We start from the raw sequence: 15289 nt of genomic DNA, 5'->3' as shown, positions 1-15289 counted from the left end.
ACCAATACTAATCGGTCGAGGGCTTATCCAATCTTTAAATCGCAGATTCGTTTCGGATTCAGTTTTCAGGAATCAAGTTCCTGAAAAACCTTAAGCTGCATGTCCTTTCTGAGGAATGATCTTTTGTAGCAGCGAATGTTTTTGAAGGTTGGTTATTTTCCTGAAGGATTTCAGGGAGTGATGCGACCGGAAAAAACCTGTTTGGTGGCGATAGCGGAAGGGTTCCACGCGTACCCATCCCGAACACGACCGTTAAGCCTTCCAGCGCCGATGGTACTTGGACCGAAGGGTCCCGGGAGAGTAGGACGCCGCCAAGCACACGAAGCCATTGTTGAGCAATCGACAATGGCTTTTTGCGTCTGTGAATAATTGTGGAAAACTTGTGGATAATTCAGATTGCTGCTGAAAAAATACACACATGTGGATAGCTTTTTCACTCAACGACTTATCCCCTATTTAGGGTGGGAAAAGCATGAATAGGTGATTTAGTCAAGAATAATTCCTTGTAATCCACTGTTTTTGTGGATAATATGTGGAGTTTGTGGATAACGGTTGCATAACCGTGGATAAGTGTTTTTAGCCGAGGGCTCTTTGCCTCGGTTTTTTGTGTGCTGTTTTTATTTTGTGGATAACTCCTGCGATTTTTCTATTAGTCTGCAGAAAGTTTCCAGAAAGTCTGCAGAAAATTAGCTTACAGCAATCTGGCTTGTTATACTCTCTATAAGCATTTATAAATACAAGTTGATGAGGTGAACAGGTGTGGAAATAAGGCAGCTGAAGGCAGAAGAATTTGAAGCAAGCTTGGCCCTTTCTGAATATGCGTTTCAATACAAAGTATCCGCTGAGAACCGCATAACCAATAAAGAAAAGTTCAAGCCGGAAAGAGTATGGGGCGTATTTGAGGAGGGGGAGCTGAAGGCCGGACTCACGCTTCTTCCTTTGAAAGTACATATACAGGACAGAATTGTCTCCATGGGAGGAATTGCCGGGGTAGCCACATGGCCGGAGAACCGCAGACAGGGCTACGTTGCAACTCTATTAAAGCATATCCTGCAGGTGATGAACGAGAACGGACAGTCCCTGTCAATGCTGCATCCGTTCCTGATTCCCTTTTACCGCCGGTTCGGCTGGGAGGTTTATTGCGAATATAAAAAATACTCAATTCCTGTAGGAAAGTTTCCGGTTAAGACAGAGTTCGAAGGCACTGTGCGGCGTGATGCTGCAGAGTTGGAAACGCTGGATCAGCTCTACAAGCGGTTTGCAGCCCGTTATAACGGTACGCTGAAGCGCAGTATGGAATGGTGGAAACAGAGTGTTCTGGATCAGGACGTGCATCACGGCCTGTTTGTCTCGGATGAAGGCGAACCGGAGGGTTATGTACTGTATAAACTGGAGAATAGAGAGCTCGTTATTGATGAATTCGTCTATCTGAATGAAAAAGCGCGCCGCGCGCTCTGGACGTTCCTTGCCAATCACGATTCGATGGTAACCGGGGCTTTGCTGAAGATGGTGCCGTCGGATGATATGCTGCCGTTTTTGCTGCCAGACCCGCGGATTGCACAGGAGAATTATCCTTATTTTATGGCGCGGATTGTCAATGCACAGGCCTTCATTGAATCCTTTATATTCAATAAACAGCCGGATGTCCGGAAATATACTTTGTACATTAAAGATGAGCACGCTCCGTGGAACGACGGAAGCTGGGAGCTGACAGTGAATCCGGATGGAACAGCTTCGCTGGTCCGGACCGGTGCAGCAGACGCTCAGACAGACCTGTGCTGCAGCATCGGAACGCTGACTGTTCTGCTGATGGGATATAAGCGTCCGCATGAGCTGGCCAGATTCGGCAGCCTGACAGGCGATCCGGAAGCGCTGAAATGGCTGGAAGAGATTGTACCCCATGCCGAGACCGCCTTGTTTGACTTTTTTTGATGCCGCTGAAGCTCCTGCCGCTGTTTTGCAGCAGGGGGAGCTTCTTTCTTTTTTTACATATGAAAATCGCCGGGCCGTAAGAATATCCCGAATACATTGGCGGTATTAAGTAAAAAATAAGAGTAACCCCTTGGAATTCAGTGAGAATATGTTATAATATGAAAAAAGTCAAAGAAAGTCAAAGTCAACGAAGGCTCACCTGAGCCTTTCTGTTACCTAAGTTTTAGTGATTTTTGCAGTGGATCTGCCGGGTTCAAAAAATATACCCTAAAGGACGACGTTATCGCTGTTTTTGCGGCAGCCAAGCCAGGATTCGTGCTTTCACTCTTGGGTTAAGTTCATTAGAGGTTACTCCGGGCGGATTCGCAGCACAGACGTACATTAATGCATTAAGCACTGGAGGATGAGTGATGCGTAATATCTCTGATATTATCGAACAATATCTGAAGAATATTTTGCATGAAAGTCCCGAAGGTACGGTGGAAATCCAGCGCAATGACCTGGCGGACCAGTTCTCATGCGTGCCGTCACAGATTAATTATGTCATCAGTACACGTTTTACCTTGGAGAAGGGCTATGTGGTGGAGAGCAAGCGCGGCGGCGGAGGCTATATCCGGATTCAGCGTTTTGAGCTGCCCCAGAATGTGGCGCTGTACGCTCATCTCAAATCTACAATAGGAAATGATATTGATCAGAATTCTGCCGAAGGGCTGATTTATCAGCTCGAGGAAGCCCGTTTCCTAAGCAAACGTGAAGCGTGTCTTATGCGCGCCGCTGTTTCCCGGGAATGCCTGACGGTTAATCTGCCGTACCGGGATGAGATTCGTGCCAAGATTATGAAGGCGATGCTAATCTCTTTGTTGGGCAAATAATGGTCATCATAAGGGAGGGACTCCGCTATGCTGTGTCAGGAATGCGGCGTCAAACCGGCTACTCTGCACTTTACCAAGATCGTGAGTGGAGAGAAGACGGAATTTCATATTTGTGAAAGCTGTGCCCGTGAAAAAGGAGAAATGATTCCCGGAACCGCAGGGGGGTTCTCGATCCACAGCCTGTTGTCCGGTCTGCTTGATCTTGAAGGGGCGGGCAAGGAGAAGTCAGCAGCGACCAAAAATGTACAGGGTCTGCACTGCGAGAGCTGCGGCATGACCTATTCCCAGTTCAGCAAGCTTGGACGGTTTGGCTGCAGCTCCTGCTATAAATATTTTGACAGCACGCTGGACCCGCTATTCAGAAGAGTTCACGGCAGCACCGCACATGTAGGTAAACTGCCCAAACGCGCCGGTGCACAGATCATGTGCAAGCGTCAGATCAATGAATTGAAGCATGAACTGCAGGAAAGCATCATCCAGGAAGAATTTGAAACTGCAGCCGAGCTGCGGGACAAAATCCGCAAACTTGAAAAAGAAATGGCACAAGAGTAAAGTCTTTCATATATAGGGGGGATACGACATGTCAAGTCTCCGGTTTACCGAACAAGCGCTTAGCAACTGGATGCGCTGCGGCGGCAGCCACTCTGAAATTGTGATCAGCAGCCGTATGCGTATCGCCCGCAATCTGGAGCATCTGCCGTTTCCGCTGCTGGCCTCGGCTGAGCAGGCAGAAGAAGCACTGGGACAGCTTGCCCCTGTTTTTCAGGGAGAAGCCGCTGGGGGCCTCGGCACCTTTGAATTGCTGCGGCTGGATGAGATTACCGAGCTGGACAAAAAGGTGCTGGTGGAGAAGCATCTGATCAGCCCAAATCTGGCCAATGATTCCCGCGGCGGTGCGGTTATCCTGAACGAGGATGAGTCGGTCAGCATTATGATCAACGAGGAGGATCATCTCCGTATCCAGTGCCTGTTTCCCGGATTGCAGGTCAAGGAGGCCTGGGAGCGGGCAACGGCTATTGATGATATTTTTGAAGCCTCCGTCAATTATGCCTTTGATGACAAGAGAGGGTATCTGACAAGTTGTCCTACCAATGTAGGCACCGGCCTCCGCGCTTCGGTAATGCTGCATCTGCCGGCGCTGGTGATGACCCACCAGATCAACCGTATTTTATCGGCTGTTAACCAGGTGGGCCTGACTGTAAGAGGAATTTACGGTGAAGGCAGCGAAGCAGTAGGTAACATTTTTCAGATTTCCAACCAGATTACACTGGGACAGACCGAAAGTGAAATCATCGAGAATCTTCACAGTGTAGTTACACAGATTATTGAGCACGAACGTAATGCCCGCGAGCGGCTGCTGACTGATTCGGCGCTGCGGATCACCGACCGGATTAAGCGGTCCTACGGTATTCTGGCTTACGCTGCTGTAATGGAGCTCAAGGAATCGGCGCAGCGGCTCTCCGATCTGCGGCTGGGTGTGGATCTGGGCATTCTGGAAGGTCCCTCGATCTCCGTGCTGAATGAGCTGAATGTGAAGACACAGCCGGGCTTCCTGCAAAAAATGTTTGGTGACGAGCTGTCGGCCACTGAACGCGATATGTACCGGGCGAAGCTGCTCCGGGAAACACTGGGATCACAACATTAATTATAGATATTTATTATCCGTGGAGGTGCAGGAGATATGATGTTTGGAAGATTTACGGAACGCGCACAAAAAGTGCTGGCGCTGGCGCAAGAAGAAGCTGTACGGCTGGGACATAACAACATTGGTACAGAACATATTTTGCTCGGACTGATTCGTGAGGGAGACGGCATTGCCGCCAAGGCACTGATTGGACTGGGTCTGGGTCTGGAGAAAATTCAGGACGAAGTGGAGACGCTGATCGGCAGAGGACAGGAACAGCCTACCAACATCGCGTACACTCCACGTGCCAAAAAAGTTATCGAGCTGTCAATGGACGAAGCACGTAAGCTGGGTCATACTTACGTCGGCACAGAGCATATCCTGCTCGGCCTGATCCGGGAAGGCGAGGGCGTAGCTGCCCGTGTACTTAACAACCTTGGAATCAGCCTGAACAAAGCTCGCCAGCAGGTACTGCAGCTGCTTGGCAGCAGTGAAGCGACTTCAAGCCACAGCGGAACACCTGCGAATGTCAGCACGCCAACGCTGGACGGCCTGGCGCGTGACCTGACGGCCTATGCTAAAGACGGCAACCTTGATCCGGTTATCGGCCGCAGCAAGGAAATCGAACGTGTAATTCAGGTGCTCAGCCGCCGGACCAAAAACAATCCGGTACTGATTGGTGAACCCGGGGTAGGTAAAACCGCAATCGCCGAAGGTCTGGCCCAGAAAATTATCAACAATGAAATTCCGGAAACGCTGCGTGACAAGCGCGTCATGACCCTGGATATGGGTTCAGTGGTGGCCGGAACCAAATACCGCGGTGAGTTTGAAGACCGCCTCAAAAAGATTATGGATGAAATCCGTCAGGCTGGTAACATCGTACTCTTTATCGATGAGCTGCACACCCTGATCGGGGCAGGCGGTGCGGAAGGTGCGATTGATGCCTCCAACATCCTGAAGCCGGCCCTGGCCCGCGGAGAGCTGCAGTGCATCGGTGCCACTACACTTGACGAATACCGCAAATATATTGAAAAAGATGCAGCCCTGGAGCGCCGCTTCCAGCCGATTACGGTGGATCAGCCTTCTCCGGAGGAAGCCGTACAGATTCTCTACGGACTGCGTGACCGTTATGAAGCCCATCACCGGGTGAAAATTACAGATGAAGCGATTGTCGAAGCAGTTAAGCTGTCCGACCGCTACATTCCTGACCGGTTCCTGCCGGACAAAGCGATTGACCTGATTGATGAAGCGGGTTCCAAGGTTAGGCTGAACTCCTACACCATCCCGCCGAATCTCAAGGAACTGGAAATGCGTCTTGACGATATCCGCAAGGAGAAGGATTCTGCGGTACAGAGCCAAGAGTTTGAGAAGGCTGCCGCGCTGCGTGATACCGAGCAGAAGATTCGTGAGGAGCTCGACACAACCAAGAACCAGTGGAAAGAAAAACAGGGCCGTACCGATTCCCAGGTTACACCTGAGGATATCGCTCAGGTTGTTGCCAGCTGGACCGGTATTCCGGTAAGCAAGCTGAAGGAAGAAGAGACGGACCGTCTGCTCAATATGGAAGCTCTGCTCCATGAACGCGTAATCGGCCAGGACGAAGCTGTGAAGGCTGTCAGCCGGGCATTGCGCCGGGCACGTGCGGGTCTCAAGGATCCTAAGCGTCCAATGGGCTCCTTCATCTTCCTCGGACCAACCGGGGTAGGTAAAACCGAGCTGGCCCGTGCACTTGCCGAAGCGATGTTCGGTGATGAAAATGCCGTAATCCGCATCGACATGTCGGAATACATGGAGAAGCACTCCACGTCCCGCCTTGTAGGGGCGCCTCCAGGGTATGTAGGGTATGAAGAAGGCGGACAGCTGACCGAGAAGGTACGCCGCAAGCCATATTCCGTAGTATTGCTGGATGAGATTGAGAAGGCTCACCCTGAAGTGTTCAACATCCTGCTGCAGGTGCTGGAAGACGGCCGTCTGACCGATTCCAAAGGCCGCGTAGTCGATTTCCGCAACACGCTGATTATCCTTACCTCTAACGTAGGGGCACAGGCAATCAAGAGAAATTCAACCCTCGGCTTCACTGCTGTGCAGGATGCCGGAGCCGATTACAGCAACATGAAGGGCAAAGTAATGGAAGAGCTGAAGAAGAGCTTCCGTCCTGAGTTCCTGAACCGTATCGACGAAATCATTGTCTTCCACTCACTGGAAGAGAAGCATATCGCCGAAATCGTTACACTCATGTCCGACGAGCTGCGCAAGCGGCTGCGTGAATACGATGTGGACTTCGAGCTTACAGACGGAGCCAAAGCCTTCCTGGCCAAGGAAGGATACGATCCTGCATTTGGTGCCCGTCCGCTGCGCCGGGCAATTCAGAAGCATATCGAAGACCGCCTCTCCGAAGAGCTGCTGAAGGGCAATATCAAGAAGGGGGATTCCCTTAAAATTGATCAGGTGGATGGCGAGCTTGTGGTAACCACTGTAGATGCACCTGCAGCCGCACTTGAAAAAGAAGCCGAAGCAGACAATAAGTAAGACCGTTGAAACAAAGCTGCCGCTCCTCCGTATAGAGGAGCGGGGCTTTTTTTGTTGACCGGATGTTCGATTGCACCGAAATTGACTAAACAGGCCTAAAATCAGGCAGGTTATAGAGACAGTCCAAAACTAGAGCCTAAGTAACCTTTCGTTCGGGATGGAGAAATGGTAAACTTTGAATAAGGGCTAATTATATGCAATTTTAGCAACTTCGTACCGTAAGGAGACCACATGGCAAAAGCAAAAACAAAATTTTTCTGTACCGACTGCGGCTACGAATCGCCAAAATGGTTCGGCAAATGCCCGGGCTGCCAGGCATGGAACACCATGGTGGAAGAAACGGAAAGCGTAGTCAAAACACAAGGAATGAATGCACCTATTTTTCAGAGTAAAGAAAAGGCGCAGTCGATCATAAATATAGAAAGTGACAAAGAACCACGCATCCTGACAGGCATCGGTGAGCTTAACCGTGTGCTTGGCGGAGGCATTGTCCCCGGCTCGCTGGTGCTTGTTGGAGGAGATCCCGGTATCGGTAAGTCTACCCTTCTGTTGCAGACCTCTCACGCCTTGACTACCCAGGGACTCCGTGTGCTCTACATTTCCGGGGAAGAGTCGGTACGCCAGACTAAGCTCCGGGCCGACCGTCTCGGGGCGTTGTCAGGTGAGCTGTATGTGCTGTGTGAAACCAATATGGAGAGCATTGAAGAGGCGATTGAGCAGATTCAGCCGCAATTCCTCGTCATTGACTCCATTCAGACCGTATTTATGCCTGAGGTAACGAGTGCACCCGGCAGTGTGACACAGGTCAGGGAATGTACGACACGTTTTATGCGCATTGCCAAAATCCGTGGAATTGCGACAGTGCTGGTTGGTCATGTTACCAAAGAGGGGGCCATTGCCGGACCCCGGATGCTCGAGCATATGGTTGATTGCGTACTGTATTTCGAGGGGGAACGTCACCACACCTACCGGCTGCTGCGTGCAGTAAAGAACCGTTTCGGTTCCACCAACGAGATCGGAATTTTTGAAATGGGCGAGATCGGCCTCACAGAAGTAGAGAATCCCTCGGAGCTGTTCCTGTCGGAACGTCCGCTGGGTGTGGCCGGCTCTGCCGTCGTGGCCAGTATGGAAGGAACCAGGCCAGTGCTTGTTGAGCTGCAGGCGCTGGTTGCCGCCACCCATTTTCCTTCGCCGCGGCGGATGTGCACCGGGATGGATCATCAGCGCATGGCGCTTATTATTGCAGTGCTTGAGAAGCGGATGGGCATGTTTCTGCAGAACCAGGACGCCTACCTCAATGTGGCAGGAGGCGTGAAGCTGGATGAGCCGGCGATTGATCTGGCAGTTGCAGTCAGCATCGCCTCAAGCTTCCGTGATATTTCCACCAAACCCTATGATGTCTTCTTTGGCGAAGTCGGTCTTACCGGCGAGGTCAGAGGCGTCTCACGTGCCGAAACGCGGGTCAAAGAGGCGGCTAAGCTGGGCTTCCGGAGGGTAATTATGCCTGAGAAGAGCATGAAAGGCTGGAAGCATCCGCAGGATATCCAGATTATCGGCGTCAGCACCGTAGCAGATGCATTAAAGGTCGCGTTAGATTAGGGGGCTAATAGGAAGATGAAAGAATATACTCAATTAGAGAACATGAATGACCTGCTGAGGATGGCAGCGCCGGGCACACCCTTCCGCGAAGGTCTGGAAAATGTACTCCGGGCCAAGACGGGTGCACTCATCGTAGTCGGATACAGTCCTGAAGTGATGGAGGTTGTGGACGGCGGCTTCTCCATCAACTGTGATTTCTCACCCAATTATTTGTATGAGCTGGCAAAAATGGACGGCGCCATTATATTAAGCGAAGACCTCAAACGGATCCTTTATGCCAACACCCAGCTGATTCCCGATTCGTCCATCTCTTCGATTGAGACCGGAATCCGTCACCGGACGGCGGAGCGTGTTGCCAAACAGACCGGCAAGCTGGTTGTTTCCATCTCGCAGCGGCGGAATATCATTACGCTGTATCAGGGCTCTATCCGCTATGCGCTCAAAGAAATCGGGTCGATCCTGGCCAAAGCCAATCAGGCAATTCAGACACTGGAGAAGTATAAAGCAGTGCTTACCCAGGGGCTGACCAACCTCTCCGCCTCCGAATATGAGGGGATTGTTACTGTTCCGGAGGTCGTGGGGGTCATCCAGCGTGTAGAGATGGTGCTGCGGATTAAGATGGAAATCAAACGCTACATCAATGAACTGGGCAACGAAGGCCGCCTGATCAGCATGCAGATGGAAGAACTGGTGGGAAATACAGAGGAAGAAGCCTGGCTCTTATACAGAGACTATGCAAGAGAAGAGCAGGAGGACAAAATCCGTGAAATCATCGCCGGTCTTAAACGCAGCAGTGATGATGAACTGATGGATGACAATCATATAGCCCGCCTGCTGGGCTATTCTTCGACGGCAATCGCCTCGGAAGAAGCAGTCACACCGCGCGGCTACCGTCTGCTGAACAAGATTCCGCGGCTGCCGAATGTTATCATTCACAATCTGGTGGAGCGCTTTGAAATGCTGCCTAACCTGATGACGGCAAGCATAGCAGAGCTGGATGAAGTGGACGGGATTGGCGAGATGAGGGCGCGCAATATTCAGGATGGGCTTAAACGGCTGCAAAAGCAAGTTCTTATTGACAGGCAAATGTAAATAACATACAATCACGTAATATTGATGGGCACTTGGTTTTAAAGTAAGCAGACAGAGGTGAAGAAATGATACAAAAATCAATTCCAAGTCTTTTTACCATCGGTAACCTGATGCTTGGAATGTTTGGTATCATGATGGCGTTAGACGGCAAGCTCAGCATGGCCGCTATCATGGTGATTATTGCTATGCTTTTAGACGGACTGGACGGCCGGGTCGCGCGTGCACTTAAATGTGAAAGTGAGTTTGGCAAGGAGCTGGATTCTTTATCCGATGTAGTCTCCTTTGGGGTAGCCCCTGCTTTAATTATGTATGTGACCAGCCTGCAGGATTTGAACTCTGCACTGGGCTGGACGGTAACGGCGATTTTCCCGGTATTCGGGGCACTCCGTCTCGCACGCTTTAATGTCCGTCCGGGAATTCCCGGATATTTCGTTGGATTGCCGATTCCTGCAGCGGGTGGCGTACTGGCCACACTGGCTCTTTTCAATAAAGATGTGTCCGCTCCATTCATGATTGTTGCGTCGCTGCTCTTATCCTATCTCATGGTCAGCACTGTAAAATATCCTAACTTCAAGAAGGTCGGCCTGCCCAAAAAAGCAGTGCTCATCGCACCGGTGGTCATTGTTGTGGCTGTGGCCGTGGCTGTTGTTTTCCCTGAGCAGATTGCCAAAATGATCTTTGCGCTGCTGGCGCTATATGCGCTGTATGGCTTCAAGCAGAACATTGACCGTCTGACGGCCCGCCGCCGGCACCGCCGCAGAAGACGTTCTGAAGACAAGGTGTATCAATCAAAGAACGGTTAACCCAAAAAGGCTTTGCCCTCACTGATGACAGTGAACGGCAAAGCCTTTGCTGTTAATTAGGGTTCAGGAGAGATTAAACAGTCCGAGTGTGGCACACTTCTGTGATTCCTTGGCGACCACCTCGTCCATATTGATGTTAAGCAGATTGCAGAGGGCGGACATATAGAACAGCTCACGCCCCAGTTCGGAGGCGACCACCTCGCGGCAGTTCTCGCACAGCTCGCCTTCCAGATGAGTGCCGGCCAGCTCCTTGGCTTGTTCGAGTCCAAGCGCCGGTTCGAATACCTGCTTGGTGGCGTGCAGCTGGATGCAACCGCATTCGGTTATGGCTTTGACGACAGCACGGTTGACGGATGCGCTGCTCTGGCCGTTTTTGGACATGACATCCAGCAGACTACGGTGACGGAGCAGCAGTTCGGAGACTTGATCCTGAAAGGCCTGTAAACTTGGTGCGCTCATTTTCCATTCACCCCTGGGTTCTTGATTGAGTTCATTATATGCCAGTACCCCCCTGTTTTCAACGGGAATAGGAGTTCCTGACAACCTTTACATAACCGGTAACTTTTTTCTGCAGAAAATAGGCGTGCCCTGCGATTACCAACCTGATAATTGGAACATACTGGAGAGGTATAGATCATTTCAGGATGAATAAAAGGAGGTGCGTAGGGTTATGTGGAAAAAAATCGTTTTGACACTTGCCGGGTTGCTTGGTGCCTGGTCCGGCTATTCGCTATACCATACGGCAGAAAAAGGATTCCCGCAGGGGATGGACAGACTGGCAGGAGATCTGCCTGTGGATGGGAGCATTTTGTTTACGGTGCTGGGAGCCATTATTTTTTTGATTGCGGGGACTTTATGCGCGGATTGGGGCGGTTTGAAGCTGCGGGAGGCGGTAACGTACTGTTCGCGTATACCGATGAATGAAATGGCTGCAGGCGCCGCCGGACTCACCGGAGGGCTTCTGCTATCCCTGCTTCTGTATCCGGCCATGGACTGGCTCGGTAAAGCGGGGGATCTGCTGCAGGTGGCGGCTACACTGGCACTCGGTTATATGGGGCTGCGGATCGGTCTGGAAAAGAAAGAAGAGCTGGCTTCACTCTGGGCAACCGGACGCTGGGGGCAGACGGAAGAGCCGGAAGGCCGGGGCCTTGAGGAGCATAAAATTCTGGATACGAGCGTCATCATCGACGGACGGATCGCGGATATCTGCAAGACGGGCTTTATCGAAGGGACGATTGTTATCCCGGAATTCGTGCTTGAGGAGCTGCAGCATATTGCTGACTCCTCGGATCTCTTGAAGCGTAACCGCGGACGGCGCGGCCTGGACATTCTCAACAAAATCCAGAAAGAGCTGGATGTGAAGGTACTTATCTACGAAGGGGATTTTGAAGAGATCTCCGAGGTGGACAGCAAGCTGGTCAAGCTGGCAAAGGTGCTGCGCGGCAAGGTGGTCACGAATGATTTTAACCTGAATAAGGTTTGTGAGCTTCAGGGTGTGTCTGTGCTGAACATCAATGATCTGGCCAATGCGGTTAAACCGGTTGTGCTGCCCGGAGAGGAAATCATCGTACAGGTCATCAAGGACGGCAAGGAGCACGGCCAGGGGGTGGCTTATCTGGATGACGGCACGATGATTGTCGTCGAAGGCGGGCGTGAGTATATCGGCACTACGATGGAAGTGCTGGTGACGAGTGTGCTGCAGACCTCTGCCGGCAGAATGATTTTTGCCAAGCCGAAGCTGCTGGAAAAAGCGCAGTAAGCGCCTTGAGGAAGGCTCTAATATGTCTTGCGGGTTGGAAATGCCCGCCAAACACGTTATGATGGGGATATACGTGAAAGACAGGAGCCTAAAGAACATGTCAAACAGTGTGGGCGCCGTAATTGTGGCGGCAGGCAAAGGGACAAGGATGGGGACCGCTGAGAGTAAGCAGTATCTGCTGCTGCAGGATAAACCGGTAATCGTTCATACGCTTGAGGTGTTCCAGCGGCATGAGCTTATCTCCGAGATCGTGCTGGTGACCGGTGAAGCGGATATCCTCCGCTGCCGGGAATGGGTGGATGCCTACAGGCTGGATAAAGTTAAGGCTGTTATTGCCGGCGGTGCAGAGCGGCAGCATTCCGTGTACAAGGGACTGCAGGCGCTGGAGACAGACTGGGTCATGGTTCATGACGGCGTACGCCCGTTTGTACAGGCAACAGAGATAAGCGCCTGTTACAGCAAAGCTGCCCAGACCGGGGCGTCAGTGCTTGCTGTACCGGTTAAGGATACTATTAAGCAGGTAGATGGTGCAGGCCGAGTGGTGTCTACACCTGACCGGCGAAGTCTGTGGGCGATTCAGACCCCGCAGACTTTTCGTCTGTCTGAGCTGATGGCATCCTATGAAGCGGCGGAGCGGGACGGATTTCTCGGTACCGATGATTCCAGTCTTGCGGAACGCAGCGGTATTACGGTCTCTGTGGTGGAGGGAAGCTACATCAATATCAAGCTGACAACACCGGAGGATCTGGATTTTGCAGAGTATACACAAAGAATCAGGGGAGAGGGTTAACAGATGATAGCTGTAGGACAAGGATTTGATGTACACCAGCTGGTAGAGGGAAGACCGTGTATTATTGGCGGTGTAACGATTCCTTATGAAAAGGGGCTGCTGGGCCACTCCGATGCGGATGTGCTGCTGCACGCAGTCAGCGATGCCATCCTGGGGGCACTGGGGCTTGGCGATATCGGCCGGCATTTTCCCGATACTGACCCGGCGTTTAAGGATGCAGACAGCCTGAAGCTGCTGGAGCATGTATGGGGGCTTGCCCGTGAGCGCGGCTACAAGCTTGGGAATATTGATTCTACTATAATCGCACAGAAGCCCAAGATGGCTCCTTATATCCCGCAAATGACAGAGATTATTGCCAAAGCGCTGGGTGCAGAGGTTTCCAGGGTTAATGTAAAGGCAACAACGACGGAACAGCTGGGCTTCACCGGACGCGGCGAAGGAATTGCGGCACAATCTATTGTCTGCCTGCTCCAAGATGTGATATCATCTTGAGATGGCTATGCAAGGCCTAATTTTACCCATTATGAAGCGGAGGGAATTACAGTGGCGGATCAAGTCCGGGTGCGTTATGCACCGAGCCCTACGGGACATTTACATATCGGAAATGCCAGAACGGCATTGTTTAACTATCTGTTTGCCCGGAATCAGGGCGGCAAATTCATTATCCGGATCGAAGATACGGACGTAAAGCGCAACGTTGCAGGCGGCGAAGAAAGCCAGCTGAAGTATTTGAAATGGCTGGGTATCAACTGGGATGAGAGCGTAGATGTAGGCGGGGAGTACGGTCCGTACCGCCAGACGGAACGTCTGGATCTGTACCGCGTATACTGGCAGGATCTGATTGACCGCGGTCTTGCTTACCGCTGCTACTGCACGGAAGAAGAGCTTGAAGCAGAGCGTGAAGAACAGACCGCACGCGGCGAAACCCCGCGCTATTCCGGTAAGCACCGCAATCTGACTGAAGAGCAGCGTCTTGCCTTTGAGGCAGAGGGGCGTATTGCCAGCATCCGTTTCCGGGTGCCGGAAGACCGTACCTATACCTTTGACGATATCGTTAAAGGCAGTATTTCGTTTAATACCAAGGAAATGGGTGACTTTGTCATCGTGAAGAAGGACGGGATTCCAACCTACAACTTCGCGGTTGCCGTTGATGATCACCTGATGGAAATTTCCCATGTACTGCGCGGAGAAGATCATATCTCCAATACGCCGCGCCAGCTGATGATTTACGAAGCATTGGGCTGGGAAGCTCCGCTGTTCGGCCATATGACGCTGATTGTCGGCGATGACCACAAGAAGCTGAGCAAGCGCAACGAATCCATTATTCAATTTATCGAGCAGTACGATCAGCTGGGCTACCTGCCCGAGGCGCTGTTCAATTATATTTCACTGCTGGGCTGGTCGCCGGAAGGGGAAGAGGAGATCTTCAGCCAGGAAGAGCTGATCTCTATCTTTACGGCTGACCGCCTGTCGAAGAGCCCGGCTGTATTCGACAAGAACAAACTGGCACACCTCAACAACCACTATATCAAGCATGCAGACCCTCAGCGGATCGCACGCCTTGCTATCCCGCATCTTCAAAAGGCAGGCCGGCTGCCGGCAGAGCTGAATGAAGAGCAGCAGACTTGGGCCGAAAGCCTTGTAGCGCTGTACCAGGAGCAGATGACGGCGGCATCAGACATCGTTGCGTTGTCCGAGCTGTTCTTCCGCAGCCATCTGGAGCTGGAGACTGAAGCAGCCCAGGTGCTTGCCGAGCCGCAGGTGCCGGAGGTGTTGTCCGCATTCCTGGCTAAGGTGGAAGCTACTGGGGACTTCACTGCTGCGAACATGGCAGTGCTGATTAAAGAAGTGCAGAAAGAAACCGGCCATAAGGGTAAAGGGTTGTTTATGCCGATCCGTGTCGCCCTGACCGGCCAGACGCATGGCCGTGATCTTAATGTGACAATTGCCCTGCTTGGACGCAACCGGGTAATTGAACGCCTGAAATCACAAATTAAAGGGAACTAGGCTGAAGACGCTGCTTATAACCCTTGTCAGTCCAGGTTCTTTTCGCTAAGATAGAGACATATTGTAATAGCTGTGATCAGGAGAAGTATGCGTTTAAAGACAATTGCCAGAGAGAATAACCGCTGAGGATCTGTTTCCTTTGTGGCTGGGAGTTATTCACTTGTCTTCCGCAGAACATGCGCCTGTGAGCTGTGCGGCTGAGCGGTTCCGTGAGAGGAGCGTTAGGCTGTGCCGGGAACGTTGCCGTTATTAACGCAAGAGGGATGGCATCAGCAGCAGGCC

At 51.7% G+C, this 15289-nt stretch carries 13 protein-coding genes and 1 rRNA gene; 13 read left to right on the top strand and 1 reads right to left on the bottom strand.

All coding sequences use genetic code 11. The annotated features are described in order from the left end of the window. The first annotated feature begins 200 nt into the window (after positions 1-200). The 9 genes from rrf (at position 201) to pssA (ending at position 10451) form a co-directional block, all read left to right on the top strand. A 5S ribosomal RNA gene (gene rrf, locus BLR64_RS27145) occupies positions 201-317 on the top strand. Positions 318-759: 442 nt separating this feature from the next. Continuing rightward, positions 760-1932, top strand: a complete 1173-nt coding sequence (locus BLR64_RS27140) for a GNAT family N-acetyltransferase (protein ID WP_090719486.1) — start codon at positions 760-762, stop codon at positions 1930-1932. 410 nt (positions 1933-2342) lie between these two features. Further along, entirely contained in the window at positions 2343-2804 is a 462-nt protein-coding gene (locus BLR64_RS27135) for a CtsR family transcriptional regulator (RefSeq protein WP_068727723.1), read from the top strand. 27 nt (positions 2805-2831) lie between these two features. Continuing rightward, the gene (mcsA, locus tag BLR64_RS27130) at positions 2832-3356 is read left to right on the top strand and encodes a protein-arginine kinase activator protein McsA (protein WP_090719484.1); all 525 of its coding nucleotides are present in this window, start codon (positions 2832-2834) and stop codon (positions 3354-3356) included. 28 nt (positions 3357-3384) lie between these two features. Continuing rightward, positions 3385-4449: a protein-arginine kinase McsB gene (gene mcsB / locus BLR64_RS27125; protein WP_090719482.1), complete on the top strand. Its 1065-nt coding sequence runs from the start codon at positions 3385-3387 to the stop codon at positions 4447-4449. A gap of 36 nt (positions 4450-4485) precedes the next feature. Next, positions 4486-6957 (top strand): ATP-dependent protease ATP-binding subunit ClpC, encoded by a 2472-nt coding sequence (gene clpC / locus BLR64_RS27120; RefSeq protein WP_090719480.1) that lies wholly within the window; start codon positions 4486-4488, stop codon positions 6955-6957. A 231-nt stretch (positions 6958-7188) separates the two neighbouring features. Continuing rightward, positions 7189-8556, top strand: a complete 1368-nt coding sequence (radA, locus tag BLR64_RS27115; protein ID WP_068727719.1) for a DNA repair protein RadA — start codon at positions 7189-7191, stop codon at positions 8554-8556. A 15-nt stretch (positions 8557-8571) separates the two neighbouring features. Then, positions 8572-9648 carry a DNA integrity scanning diadenylate cyclase DisA gene (gene disA, locus BLR64_RS27110; protein ID WP_068727717.1) on the top strand — a complete coding sequence of 359 codons (1077 nt, stop codon included), beginning with the start codon at positions 8572-8574 and terminating at the stop codon, positions 9646-9648. 65 nt (positions 9649-9713) lie between these two features. Further along, positions 9714-10451, top strand: a complete 738-nt coding sequence (pssA, locus tag BLR64_RS27105) for a CDP-diacylglycerol--serine O-phosphatidyltransferase (RefSeq protein ID WP_090719478.1) — start codon at positions 9714-9716, stop codon at positions 10449-10451. A 63-nt stretch (positions 10452-10514) separates the two neighbouring features. Here the strand turns inward: pssA and BLR64_RS27100 are convergent, their stop codons facing one another. After that, entirely contained in the window at positions 10515-10910 is a 396-nt protein-coding gene (locus BLR64_RS27100) for a nucleoside triphosphate pyrophosphohydrolase family protein (RefSeq protein WP_039877428.1), read from the bottom strand. 211 nt (positions 10911-11121) lie between these two features. Here BLR64_RS27100 and BLR64_RS27095 point away from each other — a divergent pair, with 211 nt between their 5' ends. The 4 genes from BLR64_RS27095 to gltX all read left to right on the top strand — a co-directional run bounded on the left by BLR64_RS27095 (position 11122) and on the right by gltX (position 15007). Beyond that, positions 11122-12210, top strand: a complete 1089-nt coding sequence (locus tag BLR64_RS27095) for a PIN/TRAM domain-containing protein (protein WP_090719476.1) — start codon at positions 11122-11124, stop codon at positions 12208-12210. A 97-nt stretch (positions 12211-12307) separates the two neighbouring features. Beyond that, positions 12308-13000, top strand: coding sequence for a 2-C-methyl-D-erythritol 4-phosphate cytidylyltransferase (ispD, locus tag BLR64_RS27090; RefSeq protein ID WP_090719474.1), 693 nt, complete (start codon positions 12308-12310; stop codon positions 12998-13000). A gap of 3 nt (positions 13001-13003) precedes the next feature. Then, the gene (ispF, locus tag BLR64_RS27085; RefSeq protein WP_090719472.1) at positions 13004-13492 is read left to right on the top strand and encodes a 2-C-methyl-D-erythritol 2,4-cyclodiphosphate synthase; all 489 of its coding nucleotides are present in this window, start codon (positions 13004-13006) and stop codon (positions 13490-13492) included. A gap of 51 nt (positions 13493-13543) precedes the next feature. Next, positions 13544-15007: a glutamate--tRNA ligase gene (gene gltX / locus BLR64_RS27080; RefSeq protein ID WP_090719470.1), complete on the top strand. Its 1464-nt coding sequence runs from the start codon at positions 13544-13546 to the stop codon at positions 15005-15007. Positions 15008-15289: the final 282 nt, after the last annotated feature.

The sequence above is a fragment of the Paenibacillus typhae genome (assembly GCF_900099765.1).
Lineage (GTDB): Bacteria > Bacillota > Bacilli > Paenibacillales > Paenibacillaceae > Paenibacillus_AQ > Paenibacillus_AQ typhae.
The sequence above is the reverse complement of the archived record's forward strand: the minus strand, read 5'-3'. Positions and strand labels throughout refer to the sequence as shown.

Bases quoted from the DNA above. Each gene is read 5' to 3' on its own strand.
- BLR64_RS27135 (WP_068727723.1), top strand. From the start codon at position 2,343: ATGCGTAATATCTCTGATATTATCGAACAATATCTGAAGAATATTTTG.
- mcsA (WP_090719484.1), top strand. From the start codon at position 2,832: ATGCTGTGTCAGGAATGCGGCGTCAAACCGGCTACTCTGCACTTTACC.
- mcsB (WP_090719482.1), top strand. From the start codon at position 3,385: ATGTCAAGTCTCCGGTTTACCGAACAAGCGCTTAGCAACTGGATGCGC.
- clpC (WP_090719480.1), top strand. From the start codon at position 4,486: ATGATGTTTGGAAGATTTACGGAACGCGCACAAAAAGTGCTGGCGCTG.
- radA (WP_068727719.1), top strand. From the start codon at position 7,189: ATGGCAAAAGCAAAAACAAAATTTTTCTGTACCGACTGCGGCTACGAA.
- disA (WP_068727717.1), top strand. From the start codon at position 8,572: ATGAAAGAATATACTCAATTAGAGAACATGAATGACCTGCTGAGGATG.
- pssA (WP_090719478.1), top strand. From the start codon at position 9,714: ATGATACAAAAATCAATTCCAAGTCTTTTTACCATCGGTAACCTGATG.
- BLR64_RS27100 (WP_039877428.1), bottom strand. From the start codon at position 10,910: ATGAGCGCACCAAGTTTACAGGCCTTTCAGGATCAAGTCTCCGAACTG.
- BLR64_RS27095 (WP_090719476.1), top strand. From the start codon at position 11,122: ATGTGGAAAAAAATCGTTTTGACACTTGCCGGGTTGCTTGGTGCCTGG.
- ispD (WP_090719474.1), top strand. From the start codon at position 12,308: ATGTCAAACAGTGTGGGCGCCGTAATTGTGGCGGCAGGCAAAGGGACA.
- ispF (WP_090719472.1), top strand. From the start codon at position 13,004: ATGATAGCTGTAGGACAAGGATTTGATGTACACCAGCTGGTAGAGGGA.